The sequence below is a fragment of the Dokdonella fugitiva genome (genome assembly GCF_014138265.1).
GTDB classification, from domain to species: Bacteria; Pseudomonadota; Gammaproteobacteria; order Xanthomonadales; family Rhodanobacteraceae; genus Dokdonella_A; species Dokdonella_A fugitiva_A.
Genome location: NZ_JACGXL010000001.1, coordinates 251,859 through 267,166, shown reverse-complemented (window position 1 = coordinate 267,166; position 15,308 = coordinate 251,859). Strand labels below are relative to the sequence as shown.

15 protein-coding genes are annotated in these 15,308 nt (G+C 69.9%); 4 read left to right on the top strand and 11 right to left on the bottom strand.

Going from position 1 to position 15,308, the window contains the following annotated elements; all coding sequences use genetic code 11:
* Positions 1–96: 96 nt before the first annotated feature.
* The 3 genes from pstB to FHW12_RS01185 are packed head-to-tail and all read right to left on the bottom strand — an operon-like array spanning position 97 to position 3,264.
* Positions 97–918, bottom strand: a complete 822-nt coding sequence (pstB, locus tag FHW12_RS01195; RefSeq protein WP_182529161.1) for a phosphate ABC transporter ATP-binding protein PstB — start codon at positions 916–918, stop codon at positions 97–99.
* Between the two features lie 4 nt (positions 919–922).
* Positions 923–2,188 carry a PstA family ABC transporter permease gene (locus FHW12_RS01190; protein ID WP_182529160.1) on the bottom strand — a complete coding sequence of 422 codons (1,266 nt, stop codon included), beginning with the start codon at positions 2,186–2,188 and terminating at the stop codon, positions 923–925.
* The gene (locus FHW12_RS01185; RefSeq protein ID WP_182529159.1) at positions 2,185–3,264 is read right to left on the bottom strand and encodes an ABC transporter permease subunit; all 1,080 of its coding nucleotides are present in this window, start codon (positions 3,262–3,264) and stop codon (positions 2,185–2,187) included. The genes FHW12_RS01190 and FHW12_RS01185 overlap by 4 nt, the downstream gene beginning before the upstream one ends.
* Before the next feature lie 140 nt (positions 3,265–3,404).
* Between FHW12_RS01185 and FHW12_RS01180 the strand changes: the two genes are divergently transcribed.
* Entirely contained in the window at positions 3,405–4,550 is a 1,146-nt protein-coding gene (locus tag FHW12_RS01180; RefSeq protein ID WP_182529158.1) for a glycosyltransferase family 4 protein, read from the top strand.
* Positions 4,547–5,077, top strand: a complete 531-nt coding sequence (locus tag FHW12_RS01175) for a phosphatase PAP2 family protein (RefSeq protein ID WP_182529157.1) — start codon at positions 4,547–4,549, stop codon at positions 5,075–5,077. The genes FHW12_RS01180 and FHW12_RS01175 overlap by 4 nt, the downstream gene beginning before the upstream one ends.
* Before the next feature lies 1 nt (position 5,078).
* Here the strand turns inward: FHW12_RS01175 and FHW12_RS01170 are convergent, their stop codons facing one another.
* From FHW12_RS01170 to ald, 8 genes are all read right to left on the bottom strand, one after another.
* Positions 5,079–5,960 carry a carbon-nitrogen hydrolase family protein gene (locus FHW12_RS01170; RefSeq protein ID WP_182530104.1) on the bottom strand — a complete coding sequence of 294 codons (882 nt, stop codon included), beginning with the start codon at positions 5,958–5,960 and terminating at the stop codon, positions 5,079–5,081.
* Between the two features lie 2 nt (positions 5,961–5,962).
* Positions 5,963–6,559, bottom strand: a complete 597-nt coding sequence (locus tag FHW12_RS01165; RefSeq protein ID WP_182529156.1) for a GNAT family N-acetyltransferase — start codon at positions 6,557–6,559, stop codon at positions 5,963–5,965.
* A complete protein-coding gene (locus FHW12_RS01160) occupies positions 6,556–7,821 on the bottom strand; it encodes a TIGR03862 family flavoprotein (protein WP_182530103.1) in 1,266 nt (421 codons plus the stop codon). Before FHW12_RS01160 ends, FHW12_RS01165 begins: the two co-directional genes overlap by 4 nt.
* A complete protein-coding gene (locus FHW12_RS01155) occupies positions 7,797–8,207 on the bottom strand; it encodes a ketosteroid isomerase-related protein (protein ID WP_182529155.1) in 411 nt (136 codons plus the stop codon). The genes FHW12_RS01160 and FHW12_RS01155 overlap by 25 nt, the downstream gene beginning before the upstream one ends.
* Before the next feature lie 137 nt (positions 8,208–8,344).
* The gene (locus FHW12_RS01150) at positions 8,345–8,530 is read right to left on the bottom strand and encodes a hypothetical protein (protein ID WP_182529154.1); all 186 of its coding nucleotides are present in this window, start codon (positions 8,528–8,530) and stop codon (positions 8,345–8,347) included.
* Positions 8,531–8,631: 101 nt separating this feature from the next.
* Positions 8,632–9,282, bottom strand: a complete 651-nt coding sequence (gene lolA, locus FHW12_RS01145) for an outer membrane lipoprotein chaperone LolA (RefSeq protein ID WP_182529153.1) — start codon at positions 9,280–9,282, stop codon at positions 8,632–8,634.
* Between the two features lie 64 nt (positions 9,283–9,346).
* Positions 9,347–11,674, bottom strand: coding sequence for a DNA translocase FtsK (locus FHW12_RS01140; protein WP_428993603.1), 2,328 nt, complete (start codon positions 11,672–11,674; stop codon positions 9,347–9,349).
* Between the two features lie 108 nt (positions 11,675–11,782).
* Entirely contained in the window at positions 11,783–12,844 is a 1,062-nt protein-coding gene (gene ald, locus FHW12_RS01135; protein ID WP_182529152.1) for an alanine dehydrogenase, read from the bottom strand.
* A 222-nt stretch (positions 12,845–13,066) separates the two neighbouring features.
* On the opposite strand from ald, the gene trxB reads away from it, so the two are divergent.
* Together trxB and FHW12_RS01125 are read left to right on the top strand one after the other, a co-directional pair.
* A complete protein-coding gene (gene trxB, locus FHW12_RS01130) occupies positions 13,067–14,017 on the top strand; it encodes a thioredoxin-disulfide reductase (RefSeq protein WP_182529151.1) in 951 nt (316 codons plus the stop codon).
* 123 nt (positions 14,018–14,140) lie between these two features.
* The gene (locus tag FHW12_RS01125) at positions 14,141–15,304 is read left to right on the top strand and encodes a GNAT family N-acetyltransferase (RefSeq protein ID WP_182529150.1); all 1,164 of its coding nucleotides are present in this window, start codon (positions 14,141–14,143) and stop codon (positions 15,302–15,304) included.
* The last annotated feature ends 4 nt before the right edge of the window (positions 15,305–15,308 follow it).

Here is a 15,308-nt window from a genome sequence, read left to right as displayed (position 1 = left end):
TGGAACCGGGCGGATGGTCGTGGTGCGTGGACGGGAAGGCACTATAGCGGACGCGTCGTGACGCGATTGCGTCCGGTGGGCGCGGGCGGCGGCGGCTCAGCCGTAGCGGCCGGTGATGAAATCCTCGGTCTGCCGTTCGCGCGGATTGGTGAACAGCGCGTCGGTGTCGCCGAATTCGATCAGGCGGCCCGCGTGCATGAACGCGGTGAAATCGGACACCCGCGCCGCCTGCTGCATGTTGTGCGTGACGAGCAGCAGCGTGTAGCGCCCGGCGAGCTCGTGCAGCAGTTCCTCGAAGCGCAGCGTCGCGGCGGGATCGAGCGCGGACGCAGGCTCGTCGAGCATGAGCACCTCGGGCTCGACCGCGATCGCGCGCGCGATGACGAGGCGTTGCTGCTGGCCGAGCGAAAGGCCGAGCGCGCCGTCGTCGAGCCGGCTCGCGACTTCATCCCACAACGCGGCTGCCTTCAGCGCCGCCTCGACGCGCTCGTCGAGTTCGCGCCGGCTGCGGATGCCGAGCAGGCGCAGGCCGTAGGCGACGTTGTCGTGGATCGACAACGGGAACGGATTCGGCCGCTGGAACACGATGCCGACGCGCCGGCGCAGTTCGTGCACGAACGCGTCCGGCGCATAGACGTCGGCTTCGCCGAGGCGCACCTCGCCCTCGACGCGCGTGCCTTCGATCTCGTCGGTGAGGCGGTTGAGGCAGCGCAGCAGGCTCGACTTGCCGCACCCGCTCGGGCCGATCAGCGCGGTGATGCGTCGCGCCGGCACGTCGAGGTCGACCGCATCGAGCGCGCGGCGCGCGCCGTACCATAGGCTCAGCGCACGCGTGCGCAGTGCCGGCGCGGCACCGGCGGCTTGCTCGCGCGACACGCTCGCGCCGCCATCGATGGCAGGAGTCACGCTGTTCGACATGTACTCAGGATTCCAGGGCGCGATAACGGTCGCGCAGGCGATTGCGCAACAGGATCGCCGACAGGTTCAGCACGATCACCACGCACACGAGCAGCATCGCACAGGCGTAGGCGCGCGGCACGCCGCGGATCGCGTCGGGGCTCGCGAGCGCCGCGTCGTAGACGGCGAAACCGAGATGCATGAACTGGCGCGACGGGTGCAGGTACGGGAATGCACCGTCGAGCGGCGACGCCGGTGCGAGCTTGACCATGCCGACGAGCATGAGCGGCGCCACCGACCCGGCCGCGCGCGCGATCGCCAGCACGAACCCGGTCAGTACCGCGGGACGCGCGGCCGGCAGCAGCAGGCGCCGAAGGGTCTCTTCGCGCGTCGCGCCGAGCGCGAGGGAACCGTCGCGCAGGCTCGACGGAATGCGCGCGAGTCCCTGCTCGACGCTGACCACGACGACCGGCAAGGTCAGCAGCGCGAGCGTGAGCGCTGCCCACAGCAGGCCGCCGCCGCCGAAGGTCGGCACCGGCAGGCGATCGGCGTAGAACCAGCGGTCGATGCCGGCGCCGATACCGTGCACGAACAGGCCGAGGCCGAGCACGCCGTAGACGATCGCGGGCACGCCGGCGAGCGTGTCGATCGCGGTGCGCACGATGCGTGCGCCGACGCCGCGGCGCTCGTGCAGGTAGACCGCGGCCGCGACGCCGAACGGCATCACGAGCACGCTCATGAGCAGCACGAGGGTGACCGTACCGACCAGCGCCGGCAGCACCCCGCCGGCGAGGTTGGATGCGTCGGGCGGCGTCGCGACGAAACGCGCGAGCCGGCGCAGGAAGATGCCGGCGCCTTCGAACGCGCCGAGCGCGTTCGGCCGCAGCACCTCGACCACGCGCGCGAGCGCGCCGATGCTTCCCACGGCCGCGGCGAGCGCGGCATCGTCGCCGACGCCGAGCACGCGCCGGCCGTCGCCCAGACCGATCATGAAGGCGTCGACGGGTTCGCTGCGAGCGACGACGTCGCCACGGCGCACGCGTTCGTAGCCTTCGCCGAGGCGACGCGTCTCGCTCGTGCGCAGCAGCAGCGCGTGGCCGTCGTCGGCGACGACCTCGGCGAGACGCGACGATCCGTCGGCGAGGGTGATGCGCTCGATCGTGCCGGGTCGCAGCGAAGCGAGCCCGCTGCCGAGCGTGAAGAACAGCAGGCCGAGCATCGCCGCGATGCACAGGCCGACGAGGCCGCCGAGCATCCAGGTCGCCGCGGTCGCGGCACGCGTGCCGTTCATGCCGCTGCGCCTGCGTGCAGCCGGCGCCGCAGGCGCGCGCGAACGAAACCGGCGGCGAGGCTCAGCAGCACCGTCGAAGCGAGCAGCGCGAGCGTGGCGACGAGCAGGTCGCGCCAGACCGCGCTCGCGGGCGCCGCATCGGGCATGCCGAGCGCGATGTCGGCACCGAGCGAACGCAGGCCGATCAACGGATCGAAACCGCCGATCGCGGTATTGCCGCTCGCCATCAGCACGATCATCGTCTCGCCGAAACAGCGGGCGATGCCGAGCAGCGCCGCAGCGAACAGGCCGGCGCCCGCAGCCGGCAGCACGACGGTCGTGAGCGCCTGCCAGCGCGTCGCGCCCAGCGCGAACGCAGCCTGGGTCTGCTCGCGTGGAACGAGGAACAGCGCATCCTCGGCGACCGAGAACACGAGCGGCAGCGCCGCGACGCCGAGCGCGAGGCCGACGAGGGTCGCATTCCACGGACTCGCCGGAACGATCCACGGCGCCTGCGCGCGCGACGACAGCCACAGGCCGAACGCGACGATCGCGCACAGCAGCGGCAGCACGCTCAGCGGCAGCCAACCGTCGTGGCGCGACGGGCGGCCGAACGCGAAGCCGGCCGCGAGCAGCAGCGCCGGCAACGCGACGAGCAGCGCGAGCAGCGTCGCGGCATGCGACTTGAGCCAGGGCGCGAACGACGTCGCGGCGACGAGGCCGAGGATCACCGTCGGCACCGCCTCGAGCATCTCCAGCGCGGGCTTGAGCCACGCGCGCAGGCGTGGCGCGCAGAAATGCGCGCTGAACATCGCGGTCGCGAAGCCGAGCGGCAATGCGACCGCGATCGCGCACGCGGTCGCGCGCAGGCTGCCCGCGAACAGCAGGCCGAGATGCGCCCAGTCGACACCGACCGGCGCGCGCGACGCGGCGACCGCGGCGGCCAGGTAGACCGGGATCGCGAACAGCCCGAGCAGGACGAACGACGCCCCCGCGGCGACGAGCACGCGTTGCACGCGCCCGCGCCAGTACCGCCGGCGCGCCGAGGCGCGCACGAGACCGGAACTCGACAACGGGTCGCAAGTCACTGGATTCACGGGCATTCACGCACGCTAGGCGGTCGATGTGACAGCCTTGTTACAGGCATGGCCGCACTGTCATCGATCCGCCACCGCGATGCAACACGCACTTCAAGGCCACGCGCGAGCCTTGCCGCATGCCCGATGCGGATCCCTGCATGCGCGTTGCGATCGTCACCGAAACCTGGCCACCCGAAATCAACGGCGTCGCGTTGACGGTGCAGTCGCTCGCGCGCGGGCTGGTCGCGCTCGGCCACGACGTCGAACTCGTGCGCCCGCGCCAGGACGCCGACGTCGGCGACGGCGCCGAGTTCGAACAGTTGCTGCTGCCCGGCGCGGCGCTGCCGCGCTACCCGGGCCTGCGCTTCGGCCTGCCCGCACACCGGCACCTGCATCGCCACTGGTCCGAGCGTCGCCCCGACGCGCTCTACATCGCGACCGAAGGCCCGCTCGGCTGGTCCGCCCTCGGCACCGCGCGCCGGCTCGACATCCCCGCGTGCACGGGATTCCACACGCGCTTCGACGATTTCGTGAACCACTACGGCCTCGGCCTGCTCACGCCGATCGTGTTCGCCTACCTGCGCCGCTTCCACAATCGCGCCGCGGCGACCCTCGTGCCGACCGCCGAACTGGTCGAATTCCTCGGCTCGACCGGTTTCCGCAACGTGCGCCTGCTGCGTCGCGCGGTCGACACCCACCTGTTCCACCCGCGACGCCGCGATCCCGCGCTGCGCGCCGAATGGGGCCTCGCGCCCGATGACCTCGCGGTCGTGCACGTCGGCCGCATCGCGCCGGAAAAGAACCTCGGCCTCGCGGTGCGCGCATTCGAGGCGATCCGCGCCGCGCACCCGCGCGCGCGCTTCGTCGTCGTCGGCGACGGACCCGCGCGGGAAGCACTCGCGGCGCAGCATCCGCACGTGCTGTTCGCCGGCGTGCGCCGCGGCGACGAACTCGCGCGGCACTACGCGTGCGGCGACCTGTTCCTGTTCCCGAGCCGCACCGAGACCTTCGGCAACGTGACTCTCGAAGCGCTCGCGAGCGGCGTGCCCGTCGTCGCATTCGACTACGGCGCCGCGCGCGAGCACGTGCGCGACACGCAGGCCGGCGCGCGCGTCGCGCTCGGCGACGACGACGCGTTCGTCGACGCGGCCGTCTCCCTCGCCGCGCGCGTGGCCACCGCGCAGGCCGGCGCACCGCATCCGCGCGACGCGGCGCGTTCGACCGTGGCGATGCTGAGTCCGTCCAGCGTCGCCGAACACTTCGCCGACCTGCTCGGCGCCCTCGGCAGGAGGAACGCGGCATGACCACCTGGCAACGCATCGAAATCGGCAGCGGCGAACGCCGCCTGTGCCTGGCGATGAACCGCTGGGGCGCAAGGCGCGCGCTCATACGCCTGTTCCGCCTGGTCAGCCGGCTCGGCGACGGCGCGTTCTGGTACGCGCTCATGCTCGTGCTCGCGCTGTTCGCCGGACGGCGCGGCCTGCAGGCCGCGCTGCACATGGCCTGCGTCGGCATCGTCGCCGCCCTGCTCTATCGCACGCTCAAGCGCTGGACGCGGCGTCCGCGCCCGTTCCGCACGCACGCGGACATCACCCCGTACATCGCGCCGCTCGACGAGTTCAGCTTTCCGTCGGGCCACACGCTGCACGCGGTGAGCTTCACACTCATCGCACTCGCGTACTTCCCGTGGCTCGCGCCGTTGCTGCTGCCGTTCACCCTGCTCGTCGCGATGTCGCGCGTCGTGCTCGGCCTGCACTATCCGAGCGACGTGCTCGCGGCGACGGTCATCGCGTGCGCGCTGGCCGGCTCGTCGCTCTGGCTGATCGGCTGATTCAGGCGCGTTCGACGCGCGCACGCGCGAGCGCGGGCCGCTGCTGCGCGGGCCAGTCGGCGGCGTTCGCGACCTGGCCCTCGCGGCGCGCGGCCGCGAGCGCGTCGAGGTCGACGTCGGCCCAGGCCCAGTCGTCGCGTTCGCCCGTCGCCGCGGCGATGCCGTCGGCCGGGAAGCCGCGATCGACCGGCGTATAGATCGCGGCCGATCCGGTATTGCGATCGAGCGCCGGACTCCAGTCGGCGACGCCCGCGGTCACCGCGCATGCGACGAACGCCTGGTTCTCCAGCGCGCGCGCCTGGCAGCCGATGCGCACGCGGCTCGCTCCGGCTTCGGTGTCGGTGCAACTGGGCACGAGCAGCAGGTTCGCGCCGGCCTCGGCCTGCGCACGCGCGTACAGCGGGAATTCGATGTCGTAGCAGACATCGATCGCGATACGGCCGATCGCTGTGTCGAACACCTTGATCGCATCGCCGGGCTCGATCACGCCGCTCGCGCGCTCGAAGCCGGTCAGGGTGAGCTTGTCCTGGAACGCGAGCGCGCCCTCGGGCGTCGCGAGCCAGGCGCGATTGCGATAGCGGCCGTCGCCGTGCGCGGCGAGGAAGGTACCCGCGACGAGGTAGATCGAATGCCGGCGCGCGAGTTCGCGTGCGAATGCCTCGTAGTCGCCACGCTGGTCCTGCAGCGCATCGAGCGAGCGCACGAAATCGGCGCGCACCGCGTGCTCCTGCGCGGCCGCGGCTTCGAGCGCGAGGTACTCGGGCAACACGACGCACTGCGCGCCCGCTCGCGCGGCGGCATCGACGCGCGCGGCGACGCGATCGGCGAACGCGGCGAAATCGGCCGGTTCGCCGATCGCGTAACGGGCGACCGCGACGCGCACGCTCATGCGGGATCCAGCGGGCGCAGCCAGAAGCGCAGCCGGTGCGACAGCGGCACGCCGTCGCCGACCTCGGGCCAGTCGATGCGGCAGAACATGTCGTCCTGGCGGCGGTAGCCGCGCCTGCTCCAGAACGCGTCGTTGGGCCGATGCCCGGGCGGACGGCGCGGGTCGTCGGCGTCGCGCTCGACCGCGCAGAACGCGGTCATGCGGAAGCGGCCGAGGCGCCGCGCGTAGCGCTCGCGCTCGTCGAAGAAGCGGTGGCCGAGGCCTCGCCCGCGGTACTCGGGCAGCAGCACGGATTCGCCGAAGTAGAACACGTCCGCACTCGGGATCCCGCGCGCGGAGAACGGTTCGACGAACGCGGCGGTCTCGTGGGCGAGCGGAATGCCCGTCGACGCGCCGACGATGCGCGCGCCGTCGAACGCGAGCACGAACAGGCTCTCGGCCGACGCTGCGTAGGTGGCGAGGTACTTCGCCTCGTAGTCGAAGTCCCCCTCGTAGAGGTACGGCCAGTCGCGAAACACGGCGATGCGCAACGCGGCGACCGCATCGACGTGACGGGCGGCTTCCGGGCCGCTCAACGGATGGACTTCGATCATGCCGGAACGGTAGCGCCGGCCGCGCGCGCATGCCAGCCCGCGGCCGCGGCGCCCGCGATGCGTCCGCTCGCGAAGCAGGCGGTCAGCAGATAGCCGCCGGTCGGCGCTTCCCAGTCGATCATCTCGCCCGCGCAGAACACGCCAGGAAGATCGCGCAACATGAGGTGTGCATCGAGCGCGTCGAAGCGGACGCCACCTGCGCTGCTGATCGCTTCGTCGATCGGACGCGCACGCAACAGCTTCAACGGCAGCGCTTTCAAGGTCGCGGCGACCTTCCCTGCGTCGGCGAGGCCGTCCTTGCCGAGCACTTCGTAGAGGAGCCCCGCCTTCACGCTGTCGATGCCGGCGGCGCGGCGCAGGTGCTCGCCGAAGGAACGGCGCCCACGCGGGCGGGCGAGTTCGCGCGCGAGGCGCTCGACGTCGCGACCGGGCACGAGGTCGAGGCGGATCGTCGCGCTGCCGCGCGCGGCGATCGCATCGCGCAGGATGCCGCTGTAGGCGTAGACGAGGCTGCCTTCGATGCCGTGCGCGCCGACGACGAATTCGCCTTGGCGCCGGTGCGCCGTGCCGTCGGCGTCGTGGCATTCGAGCACGACCGGCTTGACCGGCTCGCCGGCGTGGCGTCCGGCGAAGTGCGCGCTCCAGGCGACGTCGAAGCCGCAGTTCGACGGTTGCAGCGGCGCGATCGCGACGCCGCGCGCGGCGAGCGGCGCGACCCAGCGCCCGTCGGATCCGAGCACCGGCCAGCTGCCGCCGCCGCAGGCGAGCACGACCGCGTCGGCCTTGACCTTGCGTTCGCCGTCGCCGCTCGCGAAGCGCAGCGCACCGTGTTCGTCCCAGCCGATCCAATCGTGGCCGACGTGGAAGCGCACGTCGCTCGCGCGCAGGCGCCGCACCCAGCCGCGCAGCAGCGGCGCGGCCTTGAGGTCGAGCGGAAACACGCGCCCCGAGGTACCGACGAAGGTGTCCACGCCGAGCCCGCGCGCCCACGCGCGCAGCGCATCGGCGTCGAACTCGCGCAGCCACGCGCGGATTTCGTCGGCGCGCCCGCGATAGCGCGACGCGAAGCGCTCGAACGGATCGGAATGGGTGAGATTGAGTCCGCCCTTGCCGGCGACGAGGAACTTGCGGCCGACCGACCCCATGCGATCGTAGACGTCGACCTCGGCGCCGGTGGCGCGCGCGGCTTCGGCGGCCATCAATCCTGCAGGCCCTCCCCCTATGATGTGTACCCGAGTCAAGCGCCGACCTGGTGCAGCCAGTCCTGCAGGTTGTAGTAGTTCGTCACGCGCGCGATGCGCCCGTCACGCAGGTCGAAGAAGGCGCCACCCGGCAATGCGTAGCGCTGATCCCGCGCAGGAGGAAGGCCCTCGTCGGTCGCCTTGTAGCGGCCATGGACGACGTACTCGGCCGCCGCGCGCGTGCCGTCCGCGGCAGCGAACACGGCGATGTCGCGCAGTTGTTCCTCGTAGCAGCGATCCATGCGCGCGAGGAATGCGCGGAACGCATCGCGCCCGTGTTCGCGCCCGCCCTGGTTGAGATCGTGCACGACGTCGCCGGCGAGGCATTCGAGCATCGCGTTCCAGTCGGCGCGGTTGAACGCCGCGTAGTAGGTTTCGATCAATGCGCGCGCGGTGTCTTGCGTCATGGCGTGTTCCGTGTGATCGCCGTGCCGGATCGGGCGCGGTCAGGGCCGGTTATCGTAGCAGCGGCGATCACCCGGCGAACGTGCGTGGCAGGAGCGTCGCGCGCTCCGACGCTCCCACGGGTCGGCCATCGGCGGCGTCAGTGGAACAGGCGCCACGGATGCGCCCAATGGAACGCCCAGTAGAGGCCGAACAGCGACCAGGCGAGCTTCTTCACGCCACGCGCGGCAAGCCAGGCGAGGCCGAAGACGAGCACGATCGGCAGCAGCTTCTCCAGCGTCTCGCGCTGCGCCTGCGACAGATTCGAAAGCGGAACGTTGTTCATGGCGATCTCCTCCGCACCGCGTCGGTGCGAGGAGATCATCGCGATGCGCGCCGCGCCGCGGCAGGCGCAGTCGTCAAGGATCGCGAGTGACGCCTGTCACGTCAGTCGCGGACCGGGAACACCTCGGCGTCCGGTTTGACGTCACCGACGACGTCGACGCCTTTGGGCGGCGTGAACGTGAACGTGCCCGCCGGCAGCGACGGGTTGCGCTTCCAGTCGGCGAAACGGATCTCGGTGAGATTGCCGAGCTGGTCCTTGAAGCGCATGCGCTGCAACGACGCCGCGTCGAAGCCGAGTTCGGCGTATTCGAACTCGGGCTCCTTCGCCTTCGAAGTCAGGCGCAGCCAGGCGAAGCCGTCGTGCTCGCCGCCTTCGCTGGCCTTGAACTGGCTGTCGAGCTGAGACAGGTTGGTCAGCACGGTCAGCGGACTGTGCGCCTCGGCTGCGCTCTGGCCGCGCACGGACACCTGCTCGAGGTCGGGTTCGTAGACCCACACCTTGCTGCCGTCGGCGACGATCGTCTGCTGGTACGGCGCCGTCGTCTCCCAGCGGAACTGGCGCGGCGCCTCGAGCGCGAGCGTGCCACGCGACGCGTCGCCGCGATGGCCGTTGGCGTCGGTGACCGACTGGCTGAAGCTGCCGCTGACCGCATGCAGGCCTTTCGAGAACGCCTCCATGCGCGCGCGCGCGCTGTCGGCAGCGACCGCGTGGGTGGCGAAAGCGAGGGCAACGAGGGCGGCGATCAGGCGCATGGGTGTCGTCGTCGTAAAGGATACGGCGCGCGATTATGCGCGCTGCGGATGAATCGCGGCCGGCTCAGTCTTCCGGCGGCGGCGGCGCGAGCACGGTGCGGTTGCCATTGTGCTCGGGACCGCTGACGACGCCGTCTCGCTCCATCTGCTCGATCAGGCGGGCCGCGCGGTTGTAGCCGATGCGCAGGTGGCGCTGCACGCCGGAGATCGATGCGCGCCGCGTCTTCGTGACGATCGCGACCGCCTTGTCGTAGAGCTGCGCGTCCTCGCCGCCCTCGCCGTCTCCCGCGTCCTGCGGCAAGCCCGTTTCGCTGATCACCTGGCCGTTGCCGAGCGACTGCACTTCCTCGAGCACGCCCTCGATGTAGTCCGGCGCGCCCTGCTGGCGCAGCCAGTCGACCACCTTGTGCACTTCGTGGTCGTCGACGAACGCGCCGTGCACGCGCTCGGGCATCGCCGTGCCCGGCGGCAGGTAGAGCATGTCGCCGTGGCCGAGCAGCGTCTCGGCGCCGGACTGGTCGAGAATCGTGCGCGAGTCGATCTTGCTCGACACCTGGAACGCGATGCGCGTCGGGATGTTCGCCTTGATCAGGCCGGTGATCACGTCGACCGACGGGCGCTGCGTGGCGAGGATCAGGTGCACGCCCGCGGCGCGCGCCTTCTGCGCTAGCCGCGCGATGAGTTCTTCGACCTTCTTGCCGACGATCATCATCATGTCGGCGAATTCATCGATGATGACGACGATGTACGGCAACGGCTGCAACGGCTCGGCGACGCGCGACGGCTGCGACGCGTCCGGGCGGAACAGCGGGTCGAGCAGCGGGTGGCCGGCGTCCTCGGCGTCCTTCACCTTCTTGTTGAAGCCGGCGAGGTTGCGCACGCCGACCGCGGACATCACCTTGTAGCGCCGCTCCATCTCGGCGACGCACCAGCGCAGCGCGTTGGCGGCCTCCTTCATGTCGGTCACGACCGGCGCGAGCAGGTGCGGAATGCCCTGGTAGACCGACAGCTCGAGCATCTTCGGATCGATCATGATCAGGCGCACGTCCTGCGCGCTCGACTTGTACAAGAGGCTCAGCACCATCGCGTTGACCGCGACCGACTTGCCCGAACCGGTCGTGCCGGCGACGAGCAGGTGCGGCATCTTCGCGAGGTCGACGACGACCGGCTTGCCGCCGATGTCCTTGCCGAGCGCGAGCGCCAGCGGCGACTTCAGCGTGTCGTACTTGTCCGAGCGCAGGATCTCCGAGAGATAGACGATCTCGCGGTTCGCGTTCGGGATCTCCAGGCCGATCACCGACTTGCCCGGGATCACGTCGACCACGCGCACGCTCGTCACCGACAGGCCACGCGCGATGTCCTTGTCGAGCGTCGAGATCTGGCTGCCCTTGATGCCGGGGGCGGGCTGCATCTCGAAGCGCGTGATGACCGGGCCTGGGAACACGCCGACGACTTGTGCTTCGATGCGGAAATCCTTGAGCTTGAGCTCGACCTGGCGCGACAACGCTTCGAGCGTCTCCTCCGAATAGCCCTTGACCTGCTGGCGCGGCTCGTCGAGCAGCGACAGCGGCGGCAACTGGCCCGAATCGGACGCGCCCGAGAACAGCGGGATCTGCGTCTCGCGCTGCGCGCGCTCGCTCTTCTCGATCGGCGCGACGACGGGTTCGATGCGGATCGGATCGCGCTTGGCCTGCTTGACCGTTTCGATCTTGCGCACGACCTCGCGTTCGGCGCGCGCCTCGCGCGCGGCGTTCCAGTCCTCGGCGCGCTTCATGCGGTCGGCCACGCCGGCGCCCGCGCCGAGCAGGAAGCGGCCGATCGCGTCCATGAGCTTGAACCACGACAGTCCGGTCGCGAGCGTGATCGCGATGAGCAGCAGCGCGAGCAGGAACAGCCCGGCACCGAGCGGACCGAAGCTGCCGACGAGGCTGCCGCCGACGAGATGGCCGAGGATCCCGCCGCGTCCGGCGGGCAGCATGGTCGGGCCGCTGCCCTGCAGGAACGCGAGGCCGGGCGCGGCGATGAAGAACGTCACGAAGCCGATCAGGCGCAAGGTCGGCTCGAGCGGCGAGCGCTCTTCGCGCGCCGCGCCGCGCAGCACGATCCAGCCGACCACGAGCAGCAGCAGCGGGAACGCGTACGCGACGAGTCCGATCAGATAGAACACGAGGTCGGCGATCCACGCGCCGAACGCGCCGCCGAAATTGTGGATCGCGCGGTTCGGGTCGCCTGCATGCGACCACGCTCGATCGTCCTTGTCGTAGGACGCCAGGCACGCGAACAGGTAGATCGCGACCGGCAGCAACAGCAGGAAGCCGGCTTCGCGCAGGCGCTTGTGCCAGTGCTCGTCGAGTCGCGGGGTCGGTTTTGCGGGTTTGGTTGTGCGCGCCACCAGGATAATTTACCTGAAGTTGCTATAACAGGCCACTGTTTTAACTGGAAAATTCAGTGACGGCGCACCCTGCGCGGGCTCACCGCCCGCGCAGGATAGCAGGCCTGCTCAGCCCTTCAGCGCCGGATGGACGATCTTGCCGCCCTCGACGTTGATGCCGCGCTTGAGCGGCTCGAACTTCTTCCAGTTCTTGTCCGAGGCGAGGCGCTGCACGTACGGCAGGATCGCCGCGCAGATCGCCTGCGACGACGTCTGCGGCACCGCGCCCGGCATGTTGGTCACGCAGAAATGGGTGACGCCGTCGACCTGGTAGGTCGGCTCGGCGTACGTCGTCGGCTTAGAGGTTTCGAAGCAGCCGCCCTGGTCGATCGAGATGTCGACGAGCACCGAGCCCGGCTCCATCGACTTCACCATCTTGCGCGTGACGACGTGCGGCGCCTTCGCGCTCGGGATCAGCACGGCACCGATGACGAGGTCGGCGTCGCGCACTTCGCGCGCGACGTATTCCTCGTACGGGTACAGCGCGGTGACGTTGCTGCCGAGCGCCATCATCTGCGCGAGGCGATCCTGGCGTTTGTCGAACACGACCACGTTCGCGCCCATCGCGGCGGCGAGCGCGGCGGAGTTGCCACCCGCGGCGCCGGCACCCAGCACGACGACCTTGCCGCGTTCGGTCGACGGCAGGCCGCCGAGCAGCTTGCCCTTGCCGCCGGCCGGCTGGTGCAGCAGGTGCGTACCGATCTGCGTGGCGATGCGGCCTGCGATGATCGACATCGGCGCGAGCAGCGGCAGCGAACCGTCGTCTTCCTGCACGCTCTCGAACGCGATGCCGGTGAGGCCGATGTCGAGCAGCGCCTTGGTCAGCTTCGGCTCCGGCGCGAGGTGCAGGTAGCAGAACAGCAGGTGGTCCTTGCGCAGCAGCTTGAGATCGCCGGCGATCGGCTCCTTCACCTTTACGATGAGCTCACCCACTTCGTACAGCTTCTTCGCTGTCGCGGCGATCTTCACGCCGACGCGCGTGTAGTCCTCGTCCTTGAAGCCGCTCTTCAGGCCGGCCCCGGCCTGCACGTACACCTCGTGGCCACGGCGCACGAGATCGGCGCAGGCAGCCGGCACGAGCGCGACGCGCCCTTCCAGGGTCTTGGTTTCCGAAGGCACACCGATACGCATTGCAGGTTCCTCGAAAGAAGTGTTGCCAGGATCGTTGCGGGACGCCGGGCGCCTTGAATCGTGCACGCGTTCCCTCCATTCTCCGGTCTCCCGCGCGACCGTCGCCGCATGGCGGCGCGTCGGACAGCAAGGGAATCGGATTCGCCGGCGGCGTCGGATCTATGCGCCGGTGTACGGAAAAACGCCACGAGTCGGTCGCCTCGAAAGCGGCCCGGATTATACATGAGCACTGCCAAGCACTCGCGACTGATCATTCTCGGCTCCGGCCCCGCCGGTTACACCGCGGCGGTGTACGCCGCGCGCGCGAACCTCAAGCCGACCCTCATCACCGGCCTCGCCCAGGGCGGCCAGCTCATGACGACGACCGACGTCGACAACTGGCCCGGCGACGTCGAGGGCCTGCAAGGCCCCGATCTCATGCGTCGCATGGCCGAACACGCCGAACGCTTCAACACCGAGATGGTGTTCGACCACATCCACAGCACCGATCTCACGCAGCGGCCGTTCCGCCTCAAGGGCGATGGCGGCGAATACACCTGCGACGCGCTCGTCATCGCGACCGGCGCGACCGCGAAGTACCTCGGCATCCGCTCGGAGGAACACTACAAGGGCAAGGGCGTGTCCGCCTGCGCGACCTGCGACGGCTTCTTCTTCCGCGAACAGGACGTCGCGGTGATCGGCGGCGGCAACACCGCCGTGGAGGAAGCGCTGTACCTGTCCAACATCTGCCGCAAGGTCACCCTCGTGCATCGCCGCGACAAGCTGCGCGCCGAGAAGATCATGCAGGACAAGCTGTTCGAGAAGGAACGCGCAGGCAAGGTCGAGATCGTCTGGAACCACGCGGTCGCCGAGGTGCTCGGCGACGACGCCGGCGTCACCGGCGTGCGCCTGCGCAGCACGCTCGACGACAGCACGCGCGAGATCGCGGTCAGCGGCGCGTTCATCGCGATCGGCCACACGCCGAACACGTCGATCTTCGACGGCCAGCTCGAGATGAAGAACGGCTACATCGTGATCCGTACCGGCCTCGACGGTGCAGCCACCGCGACCAGCGTGCCGGGCGTGTTCGCCGCGGGCGACGTCGCCGACCAGGTATATCGCCAGGCCGTCACCTCGGCTGGGTTCGGCTGCATGGCCGCGCTCGATGCCGAGAAGTACCTCGACAAGGGCTGATCGTCTGCGCGTGAAGGAAAAGAATGAACCACGAAGGGCACGAAGGAAGAGCATTTCCATATCTTTCTTCGTGTCCTTCGTGTTTCGATCTTCGGCTTTTGCCTTTTGCCTGAACTCACGGACATGAAAGCGCGTTTCCATGCCCGGCTGCGGGACATCCCGGCCGCGCAGTGGGACGCGCTGCGCGACGACGACAATCCGTTCCTCGCACATGCGTTCCTTTCCGGCCTCGAGGAGCACGGTTGCGCGAACCTGCGCAACGGCTGGCAGCCGCATCATCTGGGCCTGTACGATGGCGAACGCCTCGTCGCGTCGGCACCGCTCTACCTCAAGCACGATTCGCACGGCGAGTTCGTGTTCGACTGGAGCTGGGCGCACGCGTACGCGACCCACGGCCTCGAGTACTACCCCAAGCTCCTCTGCGCGGTGCCGTATTCGCCGGTCGGCGGCGCACGCCTGCTGGTCGGCACCGGCGGCGACGCGGACATGCTGCGTCGCGCGCTCGTCGACACGATGCGCAGCGAAGCCGAACGGCTCGCGCTGTCGTCCGCACACCTCAACTTCGCCTCGGACGCGGACGCAGGCGCCTTCAGCGGCAATGCGTGGCTGCCGCGCTTCGACTGGCAATTCCACTGGCGCAACCCGAGTACCGACGGTGACGGCGGTTGGCGCGACTTCGACGACTTCCTCGCCGCACTCAGCCACAAGAAGCGCAAGAACATCCGCCAGGAGCGCGCGCAGGTCGTGCGCGCGGGCGTCTCCTGCGAGATCCGCCACGGCGACGAACTCGACGACGCGGACTGGCAGGCATTGCACGATTTCTATCTCGCGACGTTCGAGGACAAGGGCAACTACCCTGCCCTGACGCTCGCGTTCTTCCGCCACCTCGGGACGACGATGCCACGCAACGTCGTCGCGGTGCTGTGTCGCCGTGCAAGCCGGCTCGTCGCCGGCAGCTTCATGCTGCGCAGCACAGACACGCTGTACGGACGCTACTGGGGATGCCGCGAACAGGTTGCCGGCCTGCATTTCGAAGCCTGCTACTACCAGGGCATCGACTACTGCCTGCGCGAGGGACTGCACACGTTCGAGCCCGGCGCGCAGGGCGAACACAAGCTCGCGCGAGGCTTCCTGCCGACGCGCACGCGTTCGTTCCACTGGATCGCCGATCCGCGCTTCCGCAGCGCGATCGCCTCCGCACTACGGCGCGAGGCGACCGCGCTCGACGACTATCGCGCCGACCTGCTCGCACATTCGCCGTACGTTGCCGCGCGCACGTCCGGCTGATCCG